The following is a 26289-nucleotide window of genomic DNA, read 5'->3' as shown; positions in this document are numbered from 1 at the left end:
GCCCGACGCGCACACCGCGACGTGTTCATCCCGACCGCTCACCCCCACCGGCTCACTCCGGCGCGCTCACCCCGCCCAGCGCCGCCGCCGGATCGTCGTCCGGTGGCCCTGCCGGAATCCAGTGTCCGCCCTCCTCGCGGTAGGGCCACCAGCGCCCGTCCCGTCCGTACCGGAGCTGCACCCCGTCCTCCGGCGCGGTCCAGCGGTTCTCCGTCCGTCGCAGCAGGGGCCGCTCGCCCTCCTCCCACGCGCCGGAGAGCCGGGCCCGGGCCCGGGCCAGCGTCTCGGGGTCCGGCGTCCATTCCTCGTCGAGTACGGCGAGGCCCGTCGCCCCGCCGTACCGCCAGGCTCGTACCGCCGCGTCCAGCCCGGTCCGGTGCCGTCCCGACGCGGTGGCCAGCCGGGTCGCCGTCCAGGGCTCGGGCCGGGTGTCGGCGAGCAGTCGCACGGCGTCCTGCTGCGGCGTCAGCCCGGTCGGCAGCGCCTGGCGCGCGTGGTCGGGGGAGAGGGCGTCGGCGAGCATGCGGTGGGCACGTGCCGCGCCGTCCGCGGCCAGCAGCTCCAGGACGGCCGGGTCGACGCCGGGTTCCGGCTCGGTCTCCGTGTCGAGCGACGGCACCGGACCCGGCTCCTCGGGCAGCGGTGGCGGAGGTGGCAACGGGGGCAGGATGTCCCGGGCGGCGAACGCCTCGTCCGCCCGCACCCCCCGTCCCGGCCCCGGGGCCGACGCGGCGTCAGCCCCGTCGGCGCCGGTGTGCGCTTCGGACGGCCCGCGTCCGACGGCGCGGGTCGCGATGCGCAGCTGGAGTTCGTCCAGGAGCCGGCGTTCGCCGCGTCCTCGCATGAGCAGCAGGACGAACGGGTCCTGATCGAGCAGCCGCGCGACCTGGTAGCACAGTGCGGTGGTGTGCGGACAGTGGTCCCATGCCTCGCAGGTGCACCGAGGCTCCAGATCGCCGATTCCCGGAAGCAGTTCCACGCCTGCCGCGGCGGTGTCCTCGACGAGATGGGGCGGCATCTCGCGGTCCAGCAGCGCCGCGACGTGCCCGGAGCGGGAGGCGGCGACGTCCAGGAAGCGTTCCCAGTCCTCCTCGCCCAACTCCTGGAGCAGCACATCGCCGCGGTACGTCGAGGAGTCCCGGTCCCGGACGACCGCGGTGATCCGGCCGGGACGCACCGACACCGCGCCGACCCGGCCCTCGCGCGCCACCCCGCGTCCCTTCTTCAGCTGGGCGCCGTCCAGGGCGGTCTCCTCCAGGGCCTTCAGCCAGGCCCGCCCCCACCAGGACGACGAGAAGCCGCGGCCGCGCGCGGGCGGCAGCGCGGCGAAGGTGCGTTCCGGCTCGGACGCGCCGCCCGTACCCACCGGACCGTCGGCGTCGTACCCGTCACCGTCGTACGCCTCGTACCCGTCGTTCATCGCGTGCCCCCTCGCAGCTCCACCAGTTCGGCGAGTTCCGCGTCCGTCAGTTCGGTCAGTGCCGTTTCGCCGGAGCCGAGCACCGCGTCCGCCAGCTCCTGTTTCCGGGCCAGCAGGCCGGCGATGCGGTCCTCGACGGTGCCCTCGGCGATCAGCCGGTGCACCTGCACCGGCTGGGTCTGGCCGATCCGGTAGGCGCGGTCGGTCGCCTGCGCCTCCACCGCGGGGTTCCACCACCGGTCGAAGTGCACGACGTGTCCGGCCCGGGTGAGGTTCAGGCCGGTTCCCGCCGCCTTGAGCGACAGCAGGAAGACCGGCGCCCGGCCCTCCTGGAACCGCCGCACCATGGCCTCCCGTTCCGCGACCGGTGTGCCGCCGTGCAGGAACTGCGTGGGTATTCCACGCGCTCCCAGGTGCTGTTCGAGCAGCCGGGCCATCCGGACGTACTGGGTGAACACGAGCACGCCGGTGTCCGCCGCCAGGATCGTGTCGAGCAGTTCGTCCAGCAGCTCCACCTTGCCCGAACGGCCCCCGATCCGGGGCTCGTTCTCCTTGAGGTACTGGGCGGGGTGGTTGCAGATCTGCTTCAGCGCCGTCAGCAGCTTCACGACCAGGCCCCGCCGGGCGAAGCCGTCGGCACCGGAGATCGCGGTCATCGTCTCCCGCACCACGGCTTCGTAGAGTCCGGCCTGTTCGGCGGTCAGCGACACCGTCCGGTCCGTCTCGGTCTTGGGCGGCAGCTCGGGTGCGATGCCCGGATCCGATTTGCGCCGCCGCAGCAGGAACGGCCGGATCAGGGCGGCGAGCCGTGCGGTCGCCGCCGGATCGCCGCCCTCCGCGACCCGCGCGTAGCGGGTGCGGAAGGTGCCGAGGCGGCCCAGCAGACCGGGCGTGGTCCAGTCGAGGATCGCCCACAGTTCCGACAGGTTGTTCTCCACCGGGGTACCGGTGAGCGCGACGCGGGCGCGGGCGCCGATCGTGCGCAGCTGCCGGGCCGTCGCCGAGTAGGGGTTCTTGATGTGCTGGGCCTCGTCGGCGACCACCAGGCCCCACCGGACCTCGGCCAGCCGACCCGCGTCGAGCCGCATCGTGCCGTACGTGGTGAGGACGAAGCCGCCGTCGGCCGCATCGTTGAGATCACGAGATCCGCCGTGGAAGCGGCGCACCGGTGTGCCCGGGGCGAACCTCTCGATCTCCCGTTGCCAGTTCCCCATGAGCGAGGTCGGGCAGACCACGAGGGTCGGCCCGGTGTCCGGATCGGCATCGAGGCGGTGCAGATGCAGGGCGATCAGGGTGATGGTCTTGCCCAGTCCCATGTCGTCGGCGAGGCAGCCGCCGAGGCCCAGGGACGTCATGGTGTGCAGCCAGTTCAGACCACGCAGCTGATAGTCGCGCAACACGGCGTCGAGCGCCGCCGGCGGCCCGATCGTCCGCCGCCCGGCGCCGGCCCCGCCGGGCTCCGGATCGGCCAGCAGACGGCGCAGGTCCTCCAGCGGGCCGGTGGCCCGTACCTCGACCCGGCGGCCGTCGACCTCCGCGGAGCCGGTCAGTACCGCGCCCAGGCCGTCGATCGGCGTGACCTTGCGGTCCTGCGTCTCGCGGGCGCGCCGCACCTCTTCGGGGTCGATCAGCACCCAGCGGTCGCGCAGCCGCACGACCGGCCTGGTGGCCTCGGCGAGGCGGTCCAGTTCGGCGCGGCCGAGTTGCTGGTCGCCCAGGGCGAACCGCCAGTCGAACGACAGCAGTGCGTCGGCCGACAGGAGCGGCGGAGCGTCCGACGAGACGCGGCCGGACCACGCGTGCTCCCGGTCCGTTCCGTCGTCGGGCGGACCGATCACGGCGCGTGCGGTGAGCGTGTGGACGAGTTCACGGGGCCAGTGCACCTGCACCCCGGCCGCGGCGAGGGCACGTCCGGCCGGACCGAGGAGTTCCGCGAGTTCCTCGTCGGCAGGCTCGACGGAGTCGGGCACCGCGGCCGACAGGAGCGGTGACAGGGCCGGCCAGGCCCGGGCGGCCCGCCGCAGCGCGAGCAGCGCGTCCATCCGGGCCCGGGGACCGAACGCGTCGGCGGCCGGTCCCGTCCAGACCTCGGCCGCGTCGGCGACCAGCGTCGGATCACTGACGCCGTGGATCTGCAGAACGGCGAGGAAGGACGGGCCGTCGCCCGGGTCGGCCTCCCCTCCGGCGTCCTCACCAGGGGTCGCGGGCCCCGCCATTTCCATCCGCAGCGAGAGCCGCACGCCCGCGTCGTGCCCGGCCGCGACATCGGCGGCCCAGCCCCGCTGGTCCGGCAGGCGCTGCGGCGCGTCCGCGGCGAACGCGGGGTCCCCGGTGGCGAGGACGGCGGCGGGCGTGCGCGGCAGGCCGTCGGCCACCGCGTCGAGGAACGCGCGCAGCAGCCGCTCGGGTTCGGGAAGCATCACGGGCCGCGCCGTCGCGTCGAGCGGCACGGCATGGGCGAGGGGCGGCATCGAGGCGGCGAGCGTGCGCAGGCGCGACTGGTCGTCGGCGGTCAGCGGGCCGGCCCGCCAGGCATCGTGATCGGTTGCCGTGAGCCCGGGCAGCAACAGGCCCCGGGCGGCGAGGTGCAGGGCGAGGAGAGCGGCGGCACCCCAGAAGACGGCCGCTGACGAGGCATGCTCGCAGACCCGTGCGCGCGTCAGTACGGGCAACGCGTCGCGGACCGGAAGCATCAGCGCCGGTACGGCGTACACCCCTGTGTCGGTGCCGACGACGGTCAGTTCCTCGACGGACCCGGGACCATCGGGCGGACTGCTGCCGTCCGGATGCCAGAAGGCGACACGGCCGGTCCGGAACGGGTCCCCGGGCACGAAGACAACGGAACAACGGGAGAGTGCGGAGACCTCGGAGAGTGTTGCGGCAGGAAACCTGTGCACAGCGATGGCCGAATTCCTCAAATTTGACTAGTGAGGGCTGAGGGCGCCGAGCGTACTCCACTCGAACGTCGACTGCGCCCGGAATCGCCGTGATCCACCTCACTTCCCGGCTCGCGGCGGCTCGGCCCGGAAACCGGCAAACGCCGTGGGCACATCACACCCCCTTCTCGTCCACGGGTGCTGGCCCCCGGAGACCCGGGTGCTGGCCCCCGTGGGCGGAGGGGGCTGGCACCTGGGGATTCCGGGGGCCTGCGCCATGGTCGCCACAGCTCTGTCCGCCCTACGTTTTTCCAGGTCAGCGCCGCCTTTCAGAGACCGGAGAACTCATGTCCCAGTCCACAGCCGCCGTTGTGGAAGGCCCCCGCGACGGTGCGGAAGACGTCGACGCAGCCGAGGGCTCCGCAACCGCTCCGACCCGGGGCAGCGACTTCGCGCCCCTGCTCAGGGCGGTCAGGGGGCAAGGCCTCCTCGAACGTCGCACGGGCTGGTACGCGGTCGGCATCACCGTCAATCTGATCGCCCTCGGCGCGATCGTCACCTGCATGTTCCTCCTCGGCGACACATGGTGGACCCTGCTGCTTGCACTGCCGCTGGCGCTCTGCTGGGCCCGCACCGCGTTCATCGGGCACGACGCCGGACACGCCCAGATATCCGGCGACCGCAGGACCGGCCGCGCGATCGGCCTCGTACACGCCAATCTGCTGCTGGGCATGAACGAGGCGTGGTGGAACGACAAGCACGTCCGTCACCACGCCAACCCCAACCACATCGACAAGGACCCGGACGTCGGCGTCGGCGCCCTGGTCTGGACACAGCAACAGGCCGCCCGCCGAGAGGGCTTCGCCCGGTGGCTCACCCGGCACCAGGCCCGGCTGTTCTTCCCCATGCTGCTCCTCGAAGGCATCGCCCTCAAGATCTCCGGCTTCCAGTACCTGAACAGGCAGCCCGTCCGGGAACGCGCCCTCTCCGCCCTGCTCCTGGTCGCGCACCTCGGCCTCTACGCGGCACTGCTGCTCACCGTCATGTCCCCGGGCAGGGCCGCCGTCTTCGCGCTGGTGCACCACGCACTCTTCGGACTCCACCTGGGCATGGCCTTCGCGCCCAACCACAAGGGCATGGAGATGCCCGACCCCGACGGCGAACCCTGGGACCACCTCCGGCGCCAGGTCCTCACCTCGCGCAACGTACGCGGCGGCATCCTCACCGACTGGTTCCTCGGCGGCCTCAACTACCAGATCGAGCACCACCTCTTCCCGAGCATGCCGCGACCCCATCTGCGTCTGGCGCAGCCCATGGTGCGCGCCCACTGCGAGGCGCTCGGCATGCCGTACGCGGAGACCGGGCCGATCGAGTCGTACCGGCAGGCACTGCGGCACATGCACGACGTGGGCGAGCCCCTGAGGTGAGACTCGGGCAGGCTGGAACCGAAAGGCCCGCACAGGCGTTCTCACAGCAGGAGCGGTTCGGGCCGCAAAGGAGGCGTGGACGATGTCGAACAGCGCGAAGATCGCCATCGGAGGAGTCGTCGCGGCGGTCGTCCTGATGCCGTTCATCGGTTTCTGGTTGTCGTTGCTGGTCCTGATCGGAGTTCCGGCGGTCGCCTACCTGATGCTGGACCCCGCTCAGCGGCGCAGGCTCCGCAGGATCACCCGCAAGGAAATAGGACGCTGACGCCGAGGACGGTGCCGGTGCCGGGAGTGTCTCCGGTGCCCGCGGTGTTCCGGCGCGCGGCGTCACGGGGTCGCGCCGCAGGACGCAGGGATGTCCGCGCGCCGGGTGCGCGAGAGCGCCCAGGCGACACGCGGGGACCGCCCGGCCGCTCAGACGGGCCGCACCGCGATCGCCTCCAGGGCTCGCAGCAGACCGGGCAGTGCCGTACCGCGCCCGACCGGCAGCACCTCGCCCGGCTCGTCGTCCAGCAGGACGAACGCGACATCGTCCGTCCGGGCGACCAGTGACCAACCCGGACCGTCGGCACGCAGCATCCGTGCGTCGCCCGCGGCGAAGGACGACCGGACCCGGCCCGGCGGCGGCGGTGTGTCCGCATAGGCGTGCGCCTCCGCGAGCGCACGCCGCAGACCGGCGTGCAGCGCGAGAGGGGTGTCCCCGGCAGGGGTTCCGGAAGAGCCCCGGGTATCGTCGGCCCGGACCGGGATCCCGTCGCCGTCATCCGGGGTGCGGGCCTGCTCCTCGTCGAGTCGATCCCGCCACGCCGCCCACTGGTGCGCGATCTCGTCCGCACCCATGCGCCGCTGGGCCGGGCCCCAGGTGTCCGTGTCGGGAGGTGCCAGGGCGACCGGTCCGGTGTCCACGGCCCCGGGATCGGGCTGCGGGTCGTGCGGGGCGGGCAGTCCGGGGGCCGCGACCGCGACGGGCAGCGGCCAACCGGGCAGCGCGCAGACCATGGAGCGGTCGTCGGGGGAGAGGTCGTACTCCATCCCGCAGTCCCAGGCGGCGATCGCGGCGGCGACCAGTGACACGTCGTCCACCGCGACGGTCCAGCGCGCACCGTCGGCGTCCTGCCCGAGGACCAGGCCGTACCCCTCGGCGTACGGTTCGAGGGCGAGCGTCGCACACGCCGCGGGGTAGTCGTCACCGAGCACGCTCGGGAAGCGCGCGGGTGTCAGCAGCGCCGCGGTCAGTACGTACAGTGCGTCGTCGGCGACCCCGTCGTTCGTCCCCGCCACGGCACCCCTCCTCGTCCGTCACGCTTGTCCGTCGGCGCACCTTAACGAGCGGGTAACCCGCTCGTCGAGGCCCTGACAAGTGGTTCGCCGGTCGGCGGCGGGCACTCCTCCACCCGCGACGGACGGTGTTCCGGCATGGACGAGGGTGTGACCATCGGAGCGATCCGTGTTCGGCCGCCGACGTAGAGTGTCACCTCCGGTCGAGGCGAGGAGGCAACGCGGTGAAGAGGTACGACCGTCTGAAGGAGATTCAGCGGCTCGATCCGGAACGGGATTTCCTGCGCATCTACCGGATCACGGCGACCTACGAGTTTCCCTGGGACATCACCCGCGCACTCGAACTTGCCCTGTACCGCACCTACGCCGTTCCGAGCATCGGCCGGCTCCTCGCGCAGACCGCGGAACTGACGGACCGGTCGCAGAAGCGCTACGACGACACCGCACTCCTGCTCGACACGGTAGTGGAGCACGGCTTCACCAGTGAATCCGGGCGCACGGCCCTTCGCCGCATCAACCAGATGCATCGCAGTTACGACATCGGCAACGACGACATGCGCTATGTGCTGTGCACCTTCGTCGTCACGCCGAAGCGATGGATCGACCGCTACGGCTGGCGTCGGCTGTCCGCCCACGAACTGCGGGCTTGCGCCGTCTACTACCGGACCCTGGGCGCCCACATGGGCATCAAGGACCTCCCGGAGACCTACGAGGACTTCGAGCGGACCCTGGACTCCTACGAGGCCGAGCACTTCGGCTGGGACGAGGGGGGCCGCCGTGTCTCCGACGCCACACTCGATCTGATGGGCTCCTGGTATCCGGGCGTTCTCGCGCCCGTCGCGCGCAAGGCCGCCCTGGCGCTCCTCGACGATTCGCTGCTCCGCGCCTTCCGGTACGAACGCCCGGGACCGGTGGTCCGCAATCTCACCCACGGCGCGTTGCGGCTCAGGGCGCGGGCCGTGCGGCTGCTCCCGCCGCGCACCACCCCTCACTACGCGCGGCAGAACCCGGAGATCAAGGGGTATCCGGGCGGGTACGAGGTCTCCGGGCTCGGGACGTTTCCCACTCCCGGGGTGCGGGGCTGCCCGGTTCCGCACCACCGGCGCGACGACCCGGCGGCGAAGGGGTGACTCTGCGGGCCGTCGGGACGGACATCCGCCCCCTCCCCGCCGATCGGTGAAGGGGAGGGGAAAGGACGGTGTGCGACGCCGGTGCGGCCCTGGGGTCAGACGTTGACCCCGTAGTCGGACGCGATACCTGCCAGACCCGACGCGTAACCCTGGCCCACGGCACGGAACTTCCACTCCGTGCCGTGCCGGTAGAGCTCTCCGAAGACCATGGCGGTCTCCGTCGAGGCGTCCTCACTGAGGTCGTAGCGGGCGAGTTCGACGCCGTTCGCCCGGTTCACCACACGGATGAAGGCGTTGCGGACCTGCCCGAAGCTCTGACCGCGGCTCTGGGCGTCATGGATGGAGACCGGAAAAACGATCTTGGCGACGTCGGCGGGCACGGCTGCCAGGTCCACATTGACGGACTCGTCGTCGCCCTCGCCCTCACCGGTGAGGTTGTCGCCGGTGTGCTGGACCGAACCATCCGGGCTCGTCAGGTTGTTGTAGAAGACGAAATGCAGATCGGAGAGGACCTTGCCGGATTCCGAGCACAGCAGCGCACTCGCGTCCAGGTCGTGGTCCGCGCCCGTCGTCGTCCGCACGTCCCAGCCCAGGCCGACCGTCACCGCGGTCAGGCCGGGCGCCTCCTTCGACAAGGAGACATTGCCGCCCTTGGCCAGGCTCACACCCATGAACTTCCTCCATTGATCCAGTGGTACAGCGATGCGGCGATCCGGTGAGCAGCACGTCCTCGGCCGCCACCTGGGTAAACGACCGCGACACTTCCATGGTTCCCACGTTTGCGCAATTCTTGAAGTGACCGGCGGAGGGCCGCCCACCGGCGCGGGTTCGCTGTCCGGCCGCCGGCGCCGCCGTGCCCGTCACCGTGGACGGGCGCCGGCCCAGTCGCACACACATGCGTGATGAGCACCTCGTTCCGGTGTGCCGGGCGTGTTTTCACCCGGCTTCCGCGGGAAGTGCTTCAGGCTGAACGCGGGCAGGTCCGGTGATCCATTCGAACAGCGGCACTCGCTACATTGCGCAACTGTAAAACCGCAGGGCGGTGGAACGCGTCTCCCTCCGAGGGAGCCGGGGGCTTCCTCCTTGAACCGGACGGACGGGGTGGCCGATGACGACGAGCAGCAGGAAACCGATCGGCAGGTCGAGAGGAAGCCGCCTGCGCAGAACCGCCGTGTCCGGACTCTCCTTCCTGGTGCTGCTCGTCGCGGGCGTCGGGTGGGTCTACCTCAAGCTGAACGGCGGCATCGGCACGTTCAGCGCGGACGGGATTTCCGGAGACAGGCCCCCGGGCTCGTCGGGAGGGCAGAACGTCCTGGTCATCGGATCGGACTCGCGCTCGGGGGAGAACAGCCGGCTGGGCGGCGGCACGGGCGCGGTGGGGCGCTCCGACACCGCCTTCCTCCTCCATGTGTACGGCGACCGCAAGCACGCCGTCGCCGTGTCGATTCCCCGGGACTCCCTCGTCGACATTCCGGCCTGCAGGCTTCCGGGCGGCGCATGGACAGCACCCCGGCACGACGTCATGTTCAACGCGGCGTTCTCGGTGGGTGAGACCGCCGAGGGGAATCCGGCCTGCACCCAGAACACCGTCGAACACCTCACGGGCCTGCGTGTCGACCACACCGTCGTCGTCGACTTCGCCGGCTTCTCCGCACTCACCTCGGCAGTCGGGGGCGTGCCCGTCTGTCTGCCCCACGACATCCACCAGCGCGATCTCAGCCCGAAGATGCCCACGCAGGGCACGCGGATCTTCGCGAAGGGCCCGCAGAACGTCTCCGGGCAGCGGGCACTCGACTACGTCAGGCTCCGCCACGGTATCGGCGACGGCTCGGACATAGGGCGGATCAAGCGCCAACAGGCTTTCGTCGCTTCCCTGATCAAGAAGGTCAAGTCGCGGGGCATGAACCCGACCACACTGCTGCCCCTCGCCGACGCGGCGACCGACGCGATGACGGTCGACCCCGGACTCGGTTCGGCCGACCGGCTTCTGTCGTTCGCGATGTCGATGAAGAACATCGACCTGCACAACACCAAGTTCGTCACCGTCCCGTGGCGATACGAGGGTGCTCGCATCGCGATCGTCGAGCCCGACGCCGACGCGCTCTGGGCCGCGCTGAAGGCCGACCGGACGGTCGACGGCCAGGACGCCAGCGGCAGACGGTCCGCCGGGGGCGACCGGGCCGAGGACGGTGCGACACCGACGCCCACCGCCGATCCGCTTCCGGGCAAGGGCATCGACGTCGCCGTCTACAACGGCACCACGGTCACCGGGCTCGCCGCCCGTGCGGCCGAACTCCTGCGCTCCCGGGGCTTCACCGTCACCACCACCGCCACGGCGAGCCGCCAGGACCACGCCTCGACGGTCGTCGCCTACGGACCGGGTCTGCGCAGCGAGGCCGAGGCGACCGCGCGCGTGTTGTCCGGGGCCGGGACGACGGCGTCCGACACCCCCGGAATCCAGATCGTCCTCGGTAGTTCGTACGCCCGGAATCCTGCGGCCGCCAACCCGTCCCCGCATCCCTCCGCAGTCCCGTCGGACGTCGCCGGAGGGGCCCGCTCGGCCGATGACAACCCCTGCGCGAACCTCTCGTACGGGTGACCGCTGTCCATCTCGTGGCCCCGGCCCCGGTACGGCTCCGTGCCCCCTGCGGCATCGCCGCCGACGGCGTCCGGACCCGGCCACATGACCGAGGAGTGCTTGCCCGTTCGTGACCGGTGCGCAAGGCTTACGGGAAACGTGGGGCACGGGGAACGCATGAGCGGGGAGGAGCGGGGATATGGCGCTGGACAAGGAACTCGACTGGCTCCTTGACGATCTCACGAACAGGGTCGGGCACATACGGCACGCGTTGGTGCTCTCGAACGACGGCCTGGTGACCGGGGCGAGCACGGGGCTGGCGCGCGAGGACGCGGAGCACCTCGCCGCGGTCTCCTCCGGACTGCACAGTCTCGCCCGTGGTTCCGGACGTCACTTCAGGGTCGGCAGGGCCCGGCAGACCATGGTCGAGTTCGACGAGGCGCTGTTGTTCGTGACGGCCGCTGGCGAGGGCAGCTGCCTGTGCGTGCTGACTGCCGCCGACGCCGATGTCGGGCAGGTCGCCTATGAGATGACCCTGCTCGTCAACAGGGTGGGAGAACATCTCGGTGTGGCGGTACGTCAGTCGGCGGATCCGGAGGACGACCAGGTCTGACCGGCTCCCGGACGTTCCGCAAACGACTCGCACGAGGGGAAGCGGCACGGGCATCCTGGCCACATGATGATCAGGGAGGCCACCGCCGAGGACTGGCCCGCCGTATGGCCGTTCTTCCACGAGATCGTGGCCGCGGGCGAGACGTTCACCTACCCGCTCGACCTCGGGAGGGACGAGGCCCGTTCGTGGTGGCTTCTCGACCCGCCGAACCGTACGGTCGTGGCGGTCGACGACGAGGGCACCGTCCTCGGCACCGCGAAGATGAACAACAACCACATGGGCAACGGATCGCACATCGCCGGTGCGAGCTACATGGTCGACCCCGGACACGCGGGGCAGGGAGTGGGACGGGCCCTGTGCGCGTACTCGTTGGACTGGGCCCGCTCATCGGGCTTCCGGGCCATGCAGTTCAACGCCGTGGTGGAGACCAACGTCCGCGCCGTCGAGCTCTACCGATCACTCGGTTTCGAGATCCTCGGCACCCTGCCCGAGGGATTCGACCATCCGGTACGGGGGCTGGTCGGGCTGCACATCATGCACCGACGCCTCTGACACCCGTGGGACGGACGGCCGTGGGTACCCGAGTACCCGGCGTGCCGCAATCCGTGCGCATATGGGGCGGGTCGTGGTCCCGTGTGGTTCGTGGGGGCGGGTTCGTGAGCCGTCCGTGGGAGAAGTACTCTGCGCCCGACCGCCATTCGGGCGGTTGAAACATGTGCGGAGGAAGAATTAATGACCATACCCAGGAGATCGTTGCGTGCTGCGGGGACTCTCGCAGCCGCTGCGGTGGTCGGCCTCACCGGCGCCGTCCTCTCCGCCGGCCCGGCCGCGGCCCACACGCCCGTCTGGTCCGTGACCTGTGACGAGGTAAGCCTCGACCTGACCGCCTACAACAGCAAGGTCACCAACCAGGTGACCCTCACGGTCGACGGCAAGGACCTCCTGCCCACCGAGACCTTCGGGAAGGAGTTCCACAAGAAGCTCGCGCTTCCCGGACACGACAAGGAACTGACCGTCCACCTCGTCGTCAAGGCCGGTGACGGCGACAAGTTCTCGCACGACGACACCAAGCAGGCGCCGGTGTGCGAGGGCACCACCCCGTCGCCCACGCCCTCCGAGGACACCCCCACGACCACGCCGTCCGAGGAAACGCCGTCGCAGGCGCCCACCTCCAGGCCGCCCGCCGAGAGTGCCGCGCCCGACGGGACGCCCTCGGAGTCCGCTCCGGCGGTGGTCGCCCCGAGCCCCGGCTCACCGGACCTGGCCGAGACGGGCTCCTCGTCCGCCACCCCGGTCATCGCGGGCGCCGCTGTGGCCGTCCTGCTGGCCGGTGGCGGCATCATGTGGTCCGTGCGCAGGCGCCGTACCGTGCAGCACTGACGCGTCGTCCGGTGGCCCCGACCAGACATCTGGTCGGGGCCACCCCCGTGTACGGGGCCGGGCCGTCCCCCGTGCGAGCTACACACAGGTGTCCACTGTGGGGTGACGACTCCTGATCACCGTTTCCATAGCGTTCGGTTCAGCCGCGGCGCACCGGCTGCGGACCGGAGAAGGGACCGAGGGAAGACTCGTGATGAAACTGGTGTGGCAGATCCTGGCCGTGGTCGCGGTGGGTGCCATCGGTGGACAGAGCGTCACCGCGGTGCAGGACAACCCGTGGCTGTCGCTCCTCCTGGGCGGCCTGACGGTGGTGCTCTCCGTGTTCGTCTACCGCTGGGTCGTGGGACGCACCGAGCGGCGGCCGGTCACGGAACTGGCGCGCGAGGGAGCGCCGCAATCGCTCCTGCGGGGCCTGGTCATCGGCGTCGTGATGTTCGGGTGTGTCATCGCGAACATCTTCTTCCTCGGGGACTACAAGGTCCACGGCACCGGTTCGCCGACCGGCGCGATCGGGCTGGTCGGCTTCATGGCAGGCGCTGCCGTCACGGAGGAACTGATGTTCCGTGGCCTGCTCTTCCGGCTCGTGGAGCGGGGGCTGGGCACGTACACCGCGCTGGCGCTGTCCGGAGTGGTGTTCGGCGCGGCCCACCTGCTCAACGAGAACGCCACGGTGCCGGGCGCCGTCGCCATCGCGATCGAGGCCGGCGGCATGCTCGCCGCTGCCTACGCCGCCACCCGCTCCCTGTGGCTGCCGATCGGTCTGCACTTCGGCTGGAACTTCGCGGAGTCCGGCATCTTCGGCACCGAGGTCTCGGGCACCGGCGACACTCATGGTCTGCTGGACGCCTCGATGTCGGGCGCCAAGCTGATCACGGGCGGCGAGTTCGGCCCCGAGGCCAGTGTGTACGCGGTGCTGTTCGGTGCGCTGCTGACGGTCGCCTTCCTGTGGCTCGCCCGCAGGCGCGGACACATCGTCCCCCGACAGCGCGCCGGGCGCGTCGACGCGCTCGCTGCACTCGCCCGGTGATGAGCCTTCGGGGGGCCGGCCGGATGTGGCGCCGGTGCGACGTCACCGTCCGGGACCTTCCGCTCGGGCTGCTGTTCCTGGCCACGTCGTTCCTGCCGGGACTGCGCGGTCACGGGACGATGGTCGGGGACCTGCCGACCCGCCCCCTGGACACGCTCGCCGTCGCGGCACTCGCCCTCGAATGCCTTCCGCTCGCGGTGCGGCGGCGGTGGCCGGCCCTGTGCCTCGCCCTGGTCGCGTGCGGCTTCGCCCTCGACCAGCTGCGCGGCTACCATTCGGCCGCCGGCACCGCACTGCCCATCGCCCTGATCAGCACGGGGCTCCATCTGGAGCACCGCCGACGCCCCACCGTGATCCTTCTGTCCGCGGCGTACGTGCCGCTGGCGGTCGCGCTGTCCCGACTCGGTTCGGGCGGCGAGACGCCGGACGGGTTCGTGACGTTCTACCTGGTGCTGGCCCTGGCCTGGGGCGCCGGGGCGTGGCTGCGCTCCGCTCGGGTCGCGGAGGCCGAACGACGCGAGCGCGTCGCCGCTCGGACGCGTACCGCCGAACGCACCCGGATAGCCCGCGAGCTGCACGACGTGGTGACCCATCACGTGACTGCCATGGTCGTCCAGGCCGAAGCCGCCCACTACTTGACCACCGCTCCCGAGCGGCTCGAACAGTCGCTGACCGCGGTCAGCGACACCGGCCGCCGCGCCATCACCGACCTGCGCCACCTGCTGGACCTGCTCAGCCCCGACCACGGCAGCGACACCGACCTGCGCGCCGACGCCAAAACGGCGGCCGAGGGGCCCGGGACACCGGCCGTCGGCAGTGTCCTCGCCCTCGTCGAGCAGACCCGCCGTGCCGGGCAGCCGGTGGACCTCACCGAACAGGGCACGCCGCCGGCCTCGACCGGCAGCGCCGACCTCGTCGCCTACCGGGTGGTGCAGGAAGCACTGACCAACGCGCTCAAGTACGCTCACGGGAGCCGCACTTCGGTCCGGGTACGGCACGGCGAAGGGGACATCACCGTGGAGGTCAGCACGGACGGGACCGGCTCGCGCACGGCCGCCGCCGTCGGCAGCGGACGGGGCCTGGTGGGCCTGCGCGAACGCGTCGGCGTCCTGGGCGGCGACTTCAGCGCCGGCGGCGGCTCGGACGGCGGCTTCACCGTGCGGGCGCGCATCCCCGTCGGCAGCCCCTCGTGAGCGCCCTGATCCGGGTCCTGGTCTGCGACGACCAGATGCTGGTCCGCACCGGCCTGGTCACCATCATCGACGCCCAGCCCGACATGGAAGTGGTGGGCGAGTGCGGGGACGGGCGGACCGGGGTCGAACTGGCCCACGAGACGCGGCCCGACGTCGTCGTGATGGACATCCGCATGCCGGTCCTCGACGGTCTCGACGCGACCCGCCTGCTGGCCGGTGCCGGAGTGCCCCACCCCGTCAAGGTCCTCGTGGTGACCACGTTCAACCTGGACGAACACGTCTACGAGGCACTGCGCGCCGGTGCCAGCGGCTTCCTTCTCAAGGACGCGCCTGCGGACCGATTGCTGCACGGCATCAGGACCGTGGCCACCGGAGCGGCCCTCCTCGACCCCGACGTGACACGCCGGCTCGTCGGCCGGTACGCCGCCCGCATCCGCCCCGCCGACGACACCGCCCGCGACACCGGCCTCACCCCTCGCGAACTGGAGGTCCTCCGCCTCATCGCGGACGGTCTTTCCAACCGTGAGATCGCCGCGGCCCTCGTCATCAGTCAGGAGACCGTCAAGACCTTCGTCTCCCGCATCCTCACCAAGCTCCAGCTCCGCGACCGCGTCCAGGCTGTCGTCTACGCCTACCGCCACGGCCTGGCGACCTGACGGCACCGCCGCTCGCGCGGTTTCCCGACCGACGCACGGGCAGCGCCGGAAGTACTCGGCTGCCGGTCGTGGCCGGGCCATTCCTGTTCCGGGGGCCGTCCGGCGGGGGCGTACGGGCCGCTCCAACCGGTACGCGGTGTCCGAATCGCCGAACCGGTGACGGCGGGCCGCCGCAGCGGGCCGACCGCCGTTCCACCGCCCGGGCACCCCTGCTCGCCCGGCTCCGGAACCCGCCGCGCAGAATGTCAGCGGAAGATCGTCCGGGTACGACGGACGATGGGGCACAACGGTCGACCGGAGCGCATCCATGGACCATGACGATTCCGTTCTGTTGCACACGCGGGGGTACCTCCGGCACATCACGCTCAACCGCCCACGTGCCCTCAACGCGTTGAACCACGCCATGGTGCTGCGCATCGACGAAGCGCTCGCCGAGGCCGAACGAGACGATTCCGTCACCGCCGTCCTGATCACCGGCGCGGGGGAGCGGGGCCTGTGCGCGGGCGGTGACATCCGCTCGATCCACGACGACGCCAGGGCCGGTGGTACGGCCTCGATGGCGTTCTGGCGCGACGAGTACCGGCTCAACGCCCGTATCGCCCGGTATCCGAAACCTTATGTGGCGTTCATGGACGGGATCGTGATGGGGGGCGGCGTGGGCGTCTCCGCCCACGGCGACGTCCGTGTCGTCACCGAACGCTCGCGCGTCGCCATGCCCGAGACCGGCATCGGATTCGTCCCCGACGTGGGCGGAACGTACCTGCTGGGCTCCGCCCCCGGCGAGCTCGGCACCCATCTCGCGCTCACGGCCCAGACGGTGGGAGCGGGCGACGCGCTGCTGTGCGGGCTCGCCGACCACTTCGTACCGGCGCGGCACCTCGCCGCCCTCACCGAGGCGCTCGCCGACTGCCGTACGCCCGGCGAGATCGGGGCGACGGTACGGGACCACGCCCGGCCCGCGCCGGACGGGGAACTTGCGGCACACCGCGAGTGGATCGACGCGTGCTATCGCGCCGACTCGGTCGAAACGATTCTCGACAGGCTCGACAACAGCGGTGTTCCCGCCGCCGCACGGGCCGCCGAAACGATCCGCGTCAAGTCGCCCACCGCGCTCAAGGTGACGCTCCGCGCATTGCGCGGGGCGCGCGGGATGGACAGCCTGGAAGCGGTGCTCGACCAGGAGTACCGAACGTCGTGCACCGCCTTCGCGGGGTCCGATCTGGTGGAGGGCGTGCGGGCCCAGATCATCGACAAGGACCGTGCCCCGCGCTGGAGTCCGGCGGAACTGGCCGAGGTCACGGAGGACGACGTGGCCCGGTTCTTCGCCCCGCTGGGCGACCGTGAACTCGGGCTGGAACCGGCCCGGCGGGCGGCCGGCTGAACCCGCCCGGCCCCGGGACGTCGGGAGCGGGCGCACGCCGCGCCGGTGCGACGCGTGCACCACAAGCAGTGCCCCGTCCCGCCCCGTCCGTGTCCCCGGCGCCGTCGTACGCGGAACGATGAACGGCTCCAGTCGTTCCGCCGAGCGGCGGACGGCGCTCCGAGGCGTGACACGACGTGCCGGGCCGGTGAGCGGGCGGCGCCCCGGCCTCGCGCGTCGACCGGCCCGGTCAGCGACCGCCGCCCGGCATACTCGGCCGGAGCGACCGCACGAGGTCGAAGAACCGTGATTCGTTGCCGCACAGCCCCGCGCGCTCCAGCGCGTTGTCGGCCTCCGCGATGGGTGAGGCGAGCAGCGGTACGTACAGGGGGCCGTCCCCGGGCTCCGCGAGCGCCGCCCGGGTGGCTTCCAGAAGGCGGACATACGCCTGGGCCGCGGCGAGTTCGTCGTTGCGCATCTCAGCATCTCCCGATCGGATCGGAGGTGTCGGACCCACCAGCATCCCCCATGGGTCCGACAACGCCCTCGCACGGCGGCACCGGACCACCCGTCAGGTTCCGCCCGGGGAGCCGCGACGGGATTGCGTCCGGCGACCGGGCGGCGACCGTCCGGTGACGGGATCCGTCACCGACGGTCCGTGGGTGCCCCGGCCGGCGGTTCGACCTCCAGGAACCTGCGGCGGCGCGGTCCGCGGTAGAGCAGCACCGTCCAGCCCAACTCCCGCAGCACGTCCGCGCACCGGGCCAGTTCCCGCTCCTCGGCGTGTCCGGCCCCGCTGCCGACCGGGCCGAGCCATTCGACCCGCACACCGCCGGGGCTCTCCCCCCGGGCCACGCGATACCCGGCCGCCGTGCGTGCTCCGGTGCCGTCGACGGCCGACGCCGTAAGGCCCGATGCCTCCAGGGAAAGGGCGACGGCCCGTACCGGCCGGTTCGTCTCCCACGGCGCGGGCACACCCTCCGGGTTCGGGAGCCCGGTGTTGGTCAGCCGCCGGATCTGCACCATCCCCGCGAACGCCGCCCGCACCGAGGCGGCACGTCGATCCTCCGGCTCGTCCGGTCTCGTGCCGTCGCCCGTCGCGGGTTCGAAGGCGGTGTCCTTCTCGATGCCCATCAGCGTCCCCTCCGTCGCGTCGTACCGACGCCAGTGTGCGCCGTGCCACCGACATCGGACCGACGAGCACGCGGGGAACGGCCACGTACCGCGCCGCCCGCCGTCTGCCGCGCGTGTTCCGTGCGGCCCGGCTCACCGCCGAGGAGCACCGTCGACACCGGGCGGCGTCGGGCCGGGCCCGCCGAGGACCTTGCCGGGGTTGAGGATGCCGTACGGGTCCAGCGCCCGCTTCACCGCGTGATGCATGGCCAGTGCCGCCGGGCCCAGTTCCTTCTCCATGCCGCGCATCTTCAGCAGACCCACTCCGTGCTCGCCCGTGACGGTCCCGCCGAGCGCGATCGCGTCGTCGAGGATGTCCTCGAAGGCCGACTGGGCGCGGGAACGAGCCGCCTCGTCACCGGGCGGTGTGATGATCAGGGGGTGCAGGTTGCCGTCGCCGGCGTGGGCGATGTTGGCCACCAGGATGTCGTGCCGGGCGGCGGTCCTCTCGATCCGCGCCAGCATCTCCGGCACCGCGGTCCGGGGCACGCAGACGTCCTCGGTCAGCACCGGGCCGAGCCGTTCCAGTGCCGGGTAGGCGAGTCGCCGTGCCTGGAACAGCGCGTCCGCCTCCTGCTGGTCCGTCGAGACCGCCGCCCAGGTGGCGCCCGCCCGCTCGAAGCACTCGCGCACCGTCTCCGCCTCCGCGTCACCCGCGGCCCCCGGTGTGTCGACCCGGCCGAGCAGCACCACGTCCGCATCGGCGGACAGGCCCATCTTCTTCCACGCGTCGACGGCGGCGAGACAGTGACGGTCGACGAGTTCGAGTGCCGAGGGGACCACCCCGGACGCGGTCACCGCGCTCACCGCCTCACCGGCCGCGACCACCGACGAGAAGTACCCGGCCACGGTGCGTTCCTGCGGTCGCGCCGGACGCAGCCGCAGGGTGACCGAGGTGATCACACCGAGGGTCCCCTCGGATCCCACGAGCAGTCCGGCCAGGTCGTATCCGGCGACCCCCTTCGCGGTGGCGCGGCCGAGCGAGACGACCTCGCCGAGTCCGTTGACCACGTCGAGCCCGAGCACGTAGTCACGGGTCACGCCGTACTTGACGCAGCACATCCCACCCGCGTTGGTCGCGACGTTCCCACCGATCGTCGACCAGGGCGAGCTCGCGGGATCCGGGGGGTACCAGAGGCCGTGCTCCGCGCAGGCCGCCCGCAGGTCATCGTTCACCACCCCCGGCTGGACGACGGCCAGCCGTTCCGCGGCGTCGATGCGGACGATGCGGTTCATGTCCTCGAAGGACAGCACGATCGCCCCGTCGACCGCGTTCGCGCCTCCGGACAGGCCGGTCCCCGCGCCGCGGGGGACCAGCGGGATCCGGTGGGTCAGACAGTGCCGCACCACGTCCCGCACCTCTTCGGTGTTCCGCGGACGCACCACGGCGAGCGGCGTTCCGTACGGGGCCCACTCTGCCTCGTCGTGCTGATACCGGGCGAGCCCGGCCGGATCCGTGAGGACCCGCCGGGCCGGGATGCCGTCGACCGGTGCGTTCGCCATGTTCCGTGGCCACCTCCCACAAGATGTATGTAATACACACCATTATCGCGCGTGTGGGCCGGACCGGCAGTGGTGACGGATCGGGGGCGGGATCGGCGCGGTGCCGCGGGACGCGGTGGGGGAGAGGAGAGAGCGGGCCCGGGGCCGGTCCCGTGCCCTGCCGGTCGTAGTCGTGCGGCACCGACGGCGACAGCAGCGGCGCGGCCCCGGACCGAACGGCGACCGGGGCGGTCGGCAGCGGTTCAGGCACGCCCACCGACGCGTACGGGTGACGTCCAACGATAGAGTTGACAGTCCGAAACCCGCGCGCTCCGAAGGACCCACGCACCGTGCCCGACAACGTCCAAGGCCCCGGAAACGGCCGCACGGCACTGCGTGCCGACTGCGCGAACTGTTTCGGACTCTGCTGTGTCGCACTCACCCTGACCCGCTCCGCGGACTTCGCGATCAACAAAAGTGCCGGTGAGCCCTGCGGCAACCTCCGGGAGGACTTCCGCTGCGGGATCCACTCCGAGCTGCGCACCCGCGGCTACCCCGGCTGCACCGTGTACGACTGTTTCGGTGCCGGGCAGAAGGTGTCCGGCGAGACCTTCGACGGACAGGACTGGCGCGGCGCCCCGCAGACCGCCGGGCGGATGTTCAAGGTGTTCCCGGTGATGCGGCAGCTGCACGAACTCCTCTGGTACCTGACGGAGGCCCTGTCCCTGGAACCGGCCCGTTCCCTGCACGGCGAGATCCGGCGCAGCCTCGACGAGACGGAACGCCTCACACACCTTCCGGCGGACGCCCTCGCCGATCTGGACGTGGCCGCGCACCGCGAGGAGGTCGCGGGGCTCCTGCTCCGGGCCAGCCGCGCCGTACGGGCCACCGCGCCCCGCGGCAGGAAGCGCGACCGCCGCGGCGCGGACCTCATCGGCGCCCGGCTCAGGGGCGCGGATCTGAGAGGAGTCGACCTGCGCGGCGCGTATCTCATCGCCGCGGACCTCACGGGCGCCGACCTGCGCCTGGCCGATCTGATCGGCGCCGACCTCCGGGACGCCGACCTCCGCGCCGCCGATCTCACCGGAAGCCTCTTCCTCACCCAGGCCCAGCTCAACGCGGCAAGGGGCGACACGGCGACGAAGCTGCCGTCCTCGCTCGAACGCCCCGCACACTGGGCCCGCTGACCACCGTCCCGGACCGCACCATCGTCGGCCCGGAACCCACCCGCTCCGCGCCCGGGCACAGCGCCCCCGCGGACGGGCACCGCCGGCATCCGCCGTTCGTTGCACCTGTGACGCACCCGGAGCGCCTTCGACGACCGGACCGAGGAGTCCCGCACATGCCCAGCAGTACCGACAGCACCGCCGAGTACGGCCGCACCCACCTGGTCGAGCGGCTCATGGAGCAGTTCCCGCACGTACCCCGGGAAGCCGTCATCAAGGAGGACCTGCTGCGCGGCGGCGTGGCGTTCGACGAGTCCGCGCTCAGCGACAACGAGGGCGGCGACGTCAAGCCGAAGTCGTACTTCATCTTCTCCTTCGACCACGGAACGCTCCCCGAGCTCGGCGCGGCCGCGCTGCGCCGCCCCCCGGAGGAGATCGTGCTCACCGGAGGCCCCTACGAGCTGCGCCGGACCGTGGTGTCGGTGCGTGTCAACCCGGCTTCCCCGTACCGCGTCGCGGCCGACGACGAGGGAGTGCTCGGGCTGTACCTGGACGGCCGGCGCATCTCGGACGTCGGCCTGCCGCCGATGCCGGACTACTACCGCCACACCCTCGACAACGGAAAGTCCGTGATGGAGGTCGCCCCCACCATCCAGTGGGGCTACCTCGTCTACCTGACGGTCTTCCGGGTTTGCCAGTACTTCGGGGCGAAGGAGGAGTGCCAGTACTGCGACATCAACCACAACTGGCGCCAGCACAAGGCGGCGGGACGCCCCTACACCGGGGTGAAGCCGGTCGAGGAGGTCCTTGAGGCACTGGCCATCATCGACCGGTACGACACCGCGAAGACGTCCACCGCCTACACCCTCACCGGCGGTGCCATCACGTCCCACATCGGCGGTCGCGACGAGGCCGACTTCTACGGGCAGTACGCCAAGGCCATCGAGGAGCGCTTTCCCGGCAGGTGGATCGGCAAGGTCGTCGCCCAGGCACTGCCCAAGGCGGACGTCCAGCGGTTCCATGACTACGGCGTCAAGATCTACCACCCCAACTACGAGGTGTGGGACCGCCGGCTCTTCGAGCTCTACTGCCCGGGCAAGGAACGCTACGTGGGCCGCGACGAGTGGCACCGCCGCATCCTGGACTCGGCCGACGTGTTCGGTCCGCGCAACGTCATCCCCAACTTCGTGGCGGGGGTGGAGATGGCCGAGCCCTTCGGCTTCACCACGGTGAAGGAGGCCATCGAGTCGACGACCGAGGGGCTGCGGTTCTTCATGTCGCACGGCATCACACCGCGTTTCACCACCTGGTGCCCGGAGCCCACCACCCCGCTCGGCAGGACCAACCCGGACGGGGCGCCGCTCGAATACCACATCCGTCTGCTCGACGCCTATCGCGCCACGATGGAGGAATTCGGCCTCAGCTCGCCTCCCGGATACGGCCCGCCCGGAGCCGGCCGCGCCGTCTTCTCCGTCAGCTCGTTCATGGACAGCCTTCCGGCGCATCCGGACGACGCCCGGTAGTACCCGCCCGGACCCCGGAGGCGGGTGTGGCACCGGCGCGTGCCGCGCCCACCGGTGTCCTCCCGCGCCCCGGGCCGGACGGGGCCGGGGCGCGGCGGTCGGCCTCGTCCTTCGACCGTCGGGGCGGAGACCGAAGGCCGTAGGCCCGCGCCGCGCGTCGTCAGGCGCGCCACTCCGCCGTGCGCTCCGGCGACGCCTCGGCGAGCGCCTTCGCCACGGCCTCGATGTCGCCCCGGTGGCCGTAGACGGGCGTGCCGGGCTGTTGCCTCCAGGACTCGTCGAGGCCACCCGTGTCGACCGTGTCGAAGCCCAGCTCGTCGATGAGTTCGCGCACGAGCCGCTTGGCGTCGGCGTCGTCACCGGCCACCGGCAGCGCCTGCCGGCCGGGGCTTCCCTTCGGCCGGCCGTTGTCGAGGATGTCCTGAGCGTACGTTCCGTTGAACGCCTTGATCACCGGGTGGCCGATCTGCGCCTCCGTCCACCGGCTCTCCGGCAGACCCTCCTCGATGGCGGTGATCCGGCCGTCGCGCTGTTGCGGGTAGTAGTTGCCGGTATCGATGACCACCGCCCCCTCCGCGGCTCCTTCGAGGAACCCGGCGGGGAGCCGTGGGACCGCCCCGAGAGGAATGGTGACCACGATGATCTGGGCTCCCTGTGCCGCCTGCGAGGCGGTGACCGCTGTCGCGCCGGTCTCCTCGGCGAGTGCCGTGAGCGTGTGCGGCCCACGGGAGTTGGCGACGCGGACGTCGTGCCCCAGTGGAACGAGGCGCCGGGTGAGATTGCCGCCGATGTTGCCCGCTCCGATGATGCCGATCTTCATGGAATTCGACCTTCCGTCGATGACTGGGCTTGTGCGCGTGATCCTGCCGCCTGCGCGAACCATCGGCCGCCGCACGCTATTCCGGGCATGGGCAAAACGGTTCGCCTGTTCACCGTGCGGATGGGACGGAAAGGCCGCGGGCACGTACAGGCGGAGAAGCGGAAAACGCCGAGCCGACCTGGAGGCGGTGCCATGCTGCATGGCGTCGATGTCAGCGCGTATCAGTCGTCCTTCGACACGGACGGACTGGACTTCGTCTTCATGAAGGCCACGGAGGGCCGTTCATATGTCAACCCCCGTCTCTCCGAACAGGTCAAACGCGCCCGGGACGCCGACTGCGTGGTCGGCTTCTACCACTTTCTCTGGCCCGGCAACATCACGGCACAGGCGGAGTACTTCCTCGGCAAGGCGCCGGAGAAGGCGGGGGACCTGCTGGCCGTGGACTGGGAGGAGAACGGTGAGGGAACCCGGGCGAGCAACGCCGAGAAGGACGGTTTCATCCGCGAGGTGAAGCGCCTGCGCCCGCACCACCGGGTTCTCCTGTACTGCAATCGTCAGTTCTGGCTCCACTACGACACCACCTCGTATGCGGGGGACGGTCTGTGGATCGCCGATTACGTGACCGCCGGAAAGCCCAGGATCAAGGCGTCCTGGCGCATCCATCAGTACACCGACCAGCCGGTCGACAAGGACGTCGCCGCGTTCGCGTCACGGTCGGCCCTGCGCGACTGGGCCCAGGGGTGAACACGGACGGGGTCGCACCACGGCGCGGACGGCCGCTGACCGGTGGTCGGCGCACCGGGCGTCGGTCGGTCACCGGACGAGTCCGTGGCCGGTCCTTACGACGTGGCGTCGGAGGGGGCGCGGCAGCCGTCGGAGACACCCGGGCGCGGTGCGCGGACGGGCGGCGGCCGGGGCGTCGTCGTAGCCCGTAGCGGAGTGCGCGTCGCCGTCCCCGGCGCACGGGCTGCACCGACCGGCCGCACGGAGACGGCCGGTCGGTGCAGCCCAACCCGCCGTTCGTGCCCGGCCGTGAGGGCATCGGCATCGTGGAGGCGGAAGGCACCCGGATCACCCGTACCGCGGCGGGAACGGGGCGCCGTGGGAGGGGACGTGGCCGCCTCGCCGGCGGTGAGCGACGCGCGTGCGGGCACACCGGGACGGGGGGGAGGGCGGAGCGTCCGGATTCGGCGGACGGGAAGCGGAGTTGTGGCGGGAGGCGACGCTGTCCGCGCTCCCGGCGACCGAGGCCCCGAACCATTCCGTTGGCATGGACCTGTTGAAATCTCTGGGCTACAGTCCGTGTGCGGCACGCTCTGAGAGCGCTCTCAGACGCGTTCTCGGAGACACCCGCTGTTCCTCCCCACGATGCCGGAACAACAGAAGGGTCATCGCCTTGAAATGCTTGAAAGCGTTACGCGCGAGTCTGGCCGCCACCCTCGCCGTCGGAGCCTGGGCGGTCGTCGGAATCACCCCCGCCGCCGCCACGGACTCGCGTGACGACATGGGCCGGGCGCAGGCCGCCGAGGCGCCGGCGTCCACGGGTCTCCTCGCCGCCATGCGCAGGGACCTCGGGCTGACGGAGCAACAGGCCGAGGCGCGTCTGGCAGCGGAGAAAACGGCAACCGCTGTACAGGAAAGGGCTCGACGAGCCGCCGGCACCGCGTACGCGGGTGCCTGGTTCGATCCGTCCACGGGCGGGCTCACCGTGGCCGTCACCGACAGCGGCAAGGCGGACGCCGTGTCGGCGTCGGGTGCGCGCGTCCGGCTGGTGGCTCACAGCGCGCGTCAACTCGACGCGACGAAGGACCGGCTCGACACACTGCCCGCGCCGAAGGGCGTGAGCAGCTGGCATGTCGATCCCAGGGCCAACCGTGTCGTGGTGGACGTCGTCGAGTCGGCGCAGGATGACAACGATGTCCGGGCCTTTGTGAAGCGGGCCCGCGAAGAGGGGCCCGTCGTGGTACGGCACACGCCCGAGGCGCCCCGTACCTTCTCCGCCGGCACGGTGGGAGGCGATCCCTACTACACGGGCAACGTCCGCTGCTCCATCGGTTTCTCGGTGTACGGCGGCTTCGTCACGGCAGGCCACTGCGGCCAGGCGGGCGCGGAGGTCAGGGGCTGGGACGGCTCCGCCATCGGCAACTTTCAGGGAGCGTCCTTCCCGGGCGACGACTACGCGTGGGTCGGCGTGGGCAACGGCTGGTGGACCGTCCCGGTGGTCCTGGGCTGGGGAACCGTCTCCGACCAACTGGTCCGGGGCTCCGCGGAGGCGCCCATAGGCGCGTCCGTCTGCCGATCCGGTTCCACGTCCCACTGGCACTGCGGCAACGTGCTGGCCACCAACGAGACCGTGAACTACAGCCAGGGTGCCGTCCACCAGATGACCAAGACGAGTGTCTGCGCGGAACCCGGCGACTCGGGCGGATCGTTCATCAGCGGTGACCAGGCGCAGGGGGTCACCTCGGGTGGCTGGGGCGACTGCGCCGGTGGCGGCGAGACATGGCACCAGCCGGTCAACGAGATCCTCGACCGGTACGGCCTGACACTGCATACGGCCTGACGGCCCGAGGCTCGCGGCAGGACCGGGCGAAGGGGCGCCGCAACCGGTCCTGCCGCGAGCCGCTGCGGAGCCGCGACGGCCCCGACGCGGCTGCGGGAGCGATCGGCGGCGACGGCGCGCGCCGGTGCGGGCGGTGCCGGCCGGGTTCTTCAGAAGCCATCTCATTCGGTCCTTCTGCGGTAGCAGATGAGGGGGCGGGCGATGCTGGTGAGGGCGAGGAAGCGCTCGGCCTTGCGTTCGTGGCGGCGGTGGAGCCAGTTGAGATGACTCCTCAGGGAACAAGGACCACCTTGCCGAGGTTGCGGCGCTGTTCGATGAGACTGTGAGCCCGAGCGGCCTCGATGAGGGGAATCTCCTCGTGCACGGCGGTGCGCAGGGTGCCCGCGTCATGCATCTGCCAGAGTTCGCGCAGCCAGCGGTCGCACGGTTCCGGGTTGCCGACGGCGACGGCCCGCATCTGGAAGCCGATCACCGAGGCACCGCGGACCAGGAGTTCGTACGCCTCCACCGTGCCGCCGCCGGAACTGAGGGCCACCAGTCGGCCGCCCGTCGCCAGGGCCCGGACCGCGGGGCCGAGCAGGTCGCCGCCGACGCCGTCGAGGATCACGTCGTACGGGTCGCCCC

The 26289-nt window shown here is 71.5% G+C and carries 24 protein-coding genes; 15 read left to right on the top strand and 9 right to left on the bottom strand.

Annotated elements, in window-relative coordinates:
- Nucleotides 1–52: 52 nt before the first annotated feature.
- Together ACF1CT_RS31450 and ACF1CT_RS31445 are read right to left on the bottom strand one after the other, a co-directional pair.
- The gene (locus tag ACF1CT_RS31450) at nucleotides 53–1420 is read right to left on the bottom strand and encodes an SWF or SNF family helicase (protein WP_391787391.1); all 1368 of its coding nucleotides are present in this window, start codon (nucleotides 1418–1420) and stop codon (nucleotides 53–55) included.
- Nucleotides 1417–4317 carry a DEAD/DEAH box helicase gene (locus tag ACF1CT_RS31445; RefSeq protein WP_391787390.1) on the bottom strand — a complete coding sequence of 967 codons (2901 nt, stop codon included), beginning with the start codon at nucleotides 4315–4317 and terminating at the stop codon, nucleotides 1417–1419. The genes ACF1CT_RS31450 and ACF1CT_RS31445 overlap by 4 nt, the downstream gene beginning before the upstream one ends.
- A 326-nt stretch (nucleotides 4318–4643) precedes the next feature.
- On the opposite strand from ACF1CT_RS31445, the gene ACF1CT_RS31440 reads away from it, so the two are divergent.
- Nucleotides 4644–5723, top strand: coding sequence for a fatty acid desaturase family protein (locus tag ACF1CT_RS31440; RefSeq protein WP_391787389.1), 1080 nt, complete (start codon nucleotides 4644–4646; stop codon nucleotides 5721–5723).
- An 82-nt stretch (nucleotides 5724–5805) separates the two neighbouring features.
- On the top strand, nucleotides 5806–5988 hold the full coding sequence (locus ACF1CT_RS31435; RefSeq protein WP_376241129.1) for a hypothetical protein: 183 nt from the start codon (nucleotides 5806–5808) through the stop codon (nucleotides 5986–5988).
- 149 nt (nucleotides 5989–6137) lie between these two features.
- Here the strand turns inward: ACF1CT_RS31435 and ACF1CT_RS31430 are convergent, their stop codons facing one another.
- On the bottom strand, nucleotides 6138–7004 hold the full coding sequence (locus tag ACF1CT_RS31430) for a hypothetical protein (RefSeq protein ID WP_391787388.1): 867 nt from the start codon (nucleotides 7002–7004) through the stop codon (nucleotides 6138–6140).
- Between the two features lie 221 nt (nucleotides 7005–7225).
- On the opposite strand from ACF1CT_RS31430, the gene ACF1CT_RS31425 reads away from it, so the two are divergent.
- Nucleotides 7226–8131, top strand: a complete 906-nt coding sequence (locus tag ACF1CT_RS31425; RefSeq protein ID WP_391787387.1) for an oxygenase MpaB family protein — start codon at nucleotides 7226–7228, stop codon at nucleotides 8129–8131.
- Between the two features lie 95 nt (nucleotides 8132–8226).
- On the opposite strand, the gene ACF1CT_RS31420 is transcribed toward ACF1CT_RS31425, so the two are convergent.
- On the bottom strand, nucleotides 8227–8802 hold the full coding sequence (locus tag ACF1CT_RS31420) for a TerD family protein (protein WP_391787386.1): 576 nt from the start codon (nucleotides 8800–8802) through the stop codon (nucleotides 8227–8229).
- Between the two features lie 500 nt (nucleotides 8803–9302).
- Here ACF1CT_RS31420 and ACF1CT_RS31415 point away from each other — a divergent pair, with 500 nt between their 5' ends.
- From ACF1CT_RS31415 to ACF1CT_RS31380, 8 genes are all read left to right on the top strand, one after another.
- Nucleotides 9303–10730 (top strand): LCP family protein, encoded by a 1428-nt coding sequence (locus tag ACF1CT_RS31415; RefSeq protein ID WP_391787431.1) that lies wholly within the window; start codon nucleotides 9303–9305, stop codon nucleotides 10728–10730.
- Nucleotides 10731–10908: 178 nt separating this feature from the next.
- The gene (locus ACF1CT_RS31410) at nucleotides 10909–11322 is read left to right on the top strand and encodes a roadblock/LC7 domain-containing protein (RefSeq protein ID WP_391787385.1); all 414 of its coding nucleotides are present in this window, start codon (nucleotides 10909–10911) and stop codon (nucleotides 11320–11322) included.
- 63 nt (nucleotides 11323–11385) lie between these two features.
- Nucleotides 11386–11874: a GNAT family N-acetyltransferase gene (locus ACF1CT_RS31405; protein ID WP_391787384.1), complete on the top strand. Its 489-nt coding sequence runs from the start codon at nucleotides 11386–11388 to the stop codon at nucleotides 11872–11874.
- A 180-nt stretch (nucleotides 11875–12054) separates the two neighbouring features.
- On the top strand, nucleotides 12055–12702 hold the full coding sequence (locus ACF1CT_RS31400; protein WP_391787383.1) for an LAETG motif-containing sortase-dependent surface protein: 648 nt from the start codon (nucleotides 12055–12057) through the stop codon (nucleotides 12700–12702).
- 193 nt (nucleotides 12703–12895) lie between these two features.
- Nucleotides 12896–13729 carry a CPBP family intramembrane glutamic endopeptidase gene (locus ACF1CT_RS31395; protein ID WP_391787430.1) on the top strand — a complete coding sequence of 278 codons (834 nt, stop codon included), beginning with the start codon at nucleotides 12896–12898 and terminating at the stop codon, nucleotides 13727–13729.
- Nucleotides 13729–14922 carry a sensor histidine kinase gene (locus ACF1CT_RS31390; RefSeq protein ID WP_391787429.1) on the top strand — a complete coding sequence of 398 codons (1194 nt, stop codon included), beginning with the start codon at nucleotides 13729–13731 and terminating at the stop codon, nucleotides 14920–14922. Before ACF1CT_RS31395 ends, ACF1CT_RS31390 begins: the two co-directional genes overlap by 1 nt.
- Complete coding sequence (locus ACF1CT_RS31385; RefSeq protein WP_391787382.1) at nucleotides 14919–15578, top strand: response regulator; 660 nt, start codon at nucleotides 14919–14921, stop codon at nucleotides 15576–15578. Before ACF1CT_RS31390 ends, ACF1CT_RS31385 begins: the two co-directional genes overlap by 4 nt.
- A 307-nt stretch (nucleotides 15579–15885) precedes the next feature.
- Nucleotides 15886–16959 (top strand): enoyl-CoA hydratase/isomerase family protein, encoded by a 1074-nt coding sequence (locus ACF1CT_RS31380; RefSeq protein ID WP_391787381.1) that lies wholly within the window; start codon nucleotides 15886–15888, stop codon nucleotides 16957–16959.
- A gap of 229 nt (nucleotides 16960–17188) precedes the next feature.
- Here ACF1CT_RS31380 and ACF1CT_RS31375 read toward each other — a convergent pair whose 3' ends face one another.
- The 3 genes from ACF1CT_RS31375 to ACF1CT_RS31365 form a co-directional block, all read right to left on the bottom strand.
- Nucleotides 17189–17416: a hypothetical protein gene (locus ACF1CT_RS31375; RefSeq protein WP_391787380.1), complete on the bottom strand. Its 228-nt coding sequence runs from the start codon at nucleotides 17414–17416 to the stop codon at nucleotides 17189–17191.
- 167 nt (nucleotides 17417–17583) lie between these two features.
- Nucleotides 17584–18072, bottom strand: coding sequence for a hypothetical protein (locus ACF1CT_RS31370; protein WP_391787379.1), 489 nt, complete (start codon nucleotides 18070–18072; stop codon nucleotides 17584–17586).
- A 132-nt stretch (nucleotides 18073–18204) separates the two neighbouring features.
- Nucleotides 18205–19614, bottom strand: a complete 1410-nt coding sequence (locus tag ACF1CT_RS31365) for an FAD-binding oxidoreductase (RefSeq protein ID WP_391787378.1) — start codon at nucleotides 19612–19614, stop codon at nucleotides 18205–18207.
- Between the two features lie 329 nt (nucleotides 19615–19943).
- On the opposite strand from ACF1CT_RS31365, the gene ACF1CT_RS31360 reads away from it, so the two are divergent.
- Complete coding sequence (locus tag ACF1CT_RS31360; protein WP_391787377.1) at nucleotides 19944–20780, top strand: pentapeptide repeat-containing protein; 837 nt, start codon at nucleotides 19944–19946, stop codon at nucleotides 20778–20780.
- Nucleotides 20781–20935: 155 nt separating this feature from the next.
- Nucleotides 20936–22282: a radical SAM protein gene (locus ACF1CT_RS31355; protein WP_391787376.1), complete on the top strand. Its 1347-nt coding sequence runs from the start codon at nucleotides 20936–20938 to the stop codon at nucleotides 22280–22282.
- Nucleotides 22283–22442: 160 nt separating this feature from the next.
- Here the strand turns inward: ACF1CT_RS31355 and ACF1CT_RS31350 are convergent, their stop codons facing one another.
- Nucleotides 22443–23165 (bottom strand): NADPH-dependent F420 reductase, encoded by a 723-nt coding sequence (locus ACF1CT_RS31350; RefSeq protein WP_391787375.1) that lies wholly within the window; start codon nucleotides 23163–23165, stop codon nucleotides 22443–22445.
- A 129-nt stretch (nucleotides 23166–23294) separates the two neighbouring features.
- On the opposite strand from ACF1CT_RS31350, the gene ACF1CT_RS31345 reads away from it, so the two are divergent.
- The gene (locus tag ACF1CT_RS31345) at nucleotides 23295–23846 is read left to right on the top strand and encodes a glycoside hydrolase family 25 protein (RefSeq protein WP_391787374.1); all 552 of its coding nucleotides are present in this window, start codon (nucleotides 23295–23297) and stop codon (nucleotides 23844–23846) included.
- A gap of 652 nt (nucleotides 23847–24498) precedes the next feature.
- Nucleotides 24499–25665: an alpha-lytic protease prodomain-containing protein gene (locus ACF1CT_RS31340; protein WP_391787373.1), complete on the top strand. Its 1167-nt coding sequence runs from the start codon at nucleotides 24499–24501 to the stop codon at nucleotides 25663–25665.
- Nucleotides 25666–25936: 271 nt separating this feature from the next.
- On the opposite strand, the gene ACF1CT_RS31335 is transcribed toward ACF1CT_RS31340, so the two are convergent.
- Nucleotides 25937–26289, bottom strand: a 353-nt coding sequence (locus ACF1CT_RS31335; RefSeq protein WP_391787372.1) for a zinc-binding dehydrogenase, incomplete at its 5' end; no start/stop codon positions are given.

The organism is Streptomyces sp. NPDC014734 (assembly GCF_043083325.1).
Taxonomy (GTDB): Bacteria; Actinomycetota; Actinomycetes; order Streptomycetales; family Streptomycetaceae; genus Streptomyces.
The sequence above is the reverse complement of the archived record's forward strand: the minus strand, read 5'-3'. Positions and strand labels throughout refer to the sequence as shown.

Excerpts from the sequence above, each read along its gene's own strand:
- ACF1CT_RS31450 (WP_391787391.1), bottom strand. The coding sequence starts at position 1,420 with ATGAACGACGGGTACGAGGCGTACGACGGTGACGGGTACGACGCCGAC.
- ACF1CT_RS31440 (WP_391787389.1), top strand. The coding sequence starts at position 4,644 with ATGTCCCAGTCCACAGCCGCCGTTGTGGAAGGCCCCCGCGACGGTGCG.
- ACF1CT_RS31435 (WP_376241129.1), top strand. The coding sequence starts at position 5,806 with ATGTCGAACAGCGCGAAGATCGCCATCGGAGGAGTCGTCGCGGCGGTC.
- ACF1CT_RS31420 (WP_391787386.1), bottom strand. The coding sequence starts at position 8,802 with ATGGGTGTGAGCCTGGCCAAGGGCGGCAATGTCTCCTTGTCGAAGGAG.
- ACF1CT_RS31410 (WP_391787385.1), top strand. The coding sequence starts at position 10,909 with ATGGCGCTGGACAAGGAACTCGACTGGCTCCTTGACGATCTCACGAAC.
- ACF1CT_RS31405 (WP_391787384.1), top strand. The coding sequence starts at position 11,386 with ATGATGATCAGGGAGGCCACCGCCGAGGACTGGCCCGCCGTATGGCCG.
- ACF1CT_RS31400 (WP_391787383.1), top strand. The coding sequence starts at position 12,055 with ATGACCATACCCAGGAGATCGTTGCGTGCTGCGGGGACTCTCGCAGCC.
- ACF1CT_RS31395 (WP_391787430.1), top strand. The coding sequence starts at position 12,896 with ATGAAACTGGTGTGGCAGATCCTGGCCGTGGTCGCGGTGGGTGCCATC.
- ACF1CT_RS31390 (WP_391787429.1), top strand. The coding sequence starts at position 13,729 with ATGAGCCTTCGGGGGGCCGGCCGGATGTGGCGCCGGTGCGACGTCACC.
- ACF1CT_RS31380 (WP_391787381.1), top strand. The coding sequence starts at position 15,886 with ATGGACCATGACGATTCCGTTCTGTTGCACACGCGGGGGTACCTCCGG.
- ACF1CT_RS31375 (WP_391787380.1), bottom strand. The coding sequence starts at position 17,416 with ATGCGCAACGACGAACTCGCCGCGGCCCAGGCGTATGTCCGCCTTCTG.
- ACF1CT_RS31370 (WP_391787379.1), bottom strand. The coding sequence starts at position 18,072 with ATGGGCATCGAGAAGGACACCGCCTTCGAACCCGCGACGGGCGACGGC.
- ACF1CT_RS31365 (WP_391787378.1), bottom strand. The coding sequence starts at position 19,614 with ATGGCGAACGCACCGGTCGACGGCATCCCGGCCCGGCGGGTCCTCACG.
- ACF1CT_RS31355 (WP_391787376.1), top strand. The coding sequence starts at position 20,936 with ATGCCCAGCAGTACCGACAGCACCGCCGAGTACGGCCGCACCCACCTG.
- ACF1CT_RS31350 (WP_391787375.1), bottom strand. The coding sequence starts at position 23,165 with ATGGTTCGCGCAGGCGGCAGGATCACGCGCACAAGCCCAGTCATCGAC.
- ACF1CT_RS31345 (WP_391787374.1), top strand. The coding sequence starts at position 23,295 with ATGCTGCATGGCGTCGATGTCAGCGCGTATCAGTCGTCCTTCGACACG.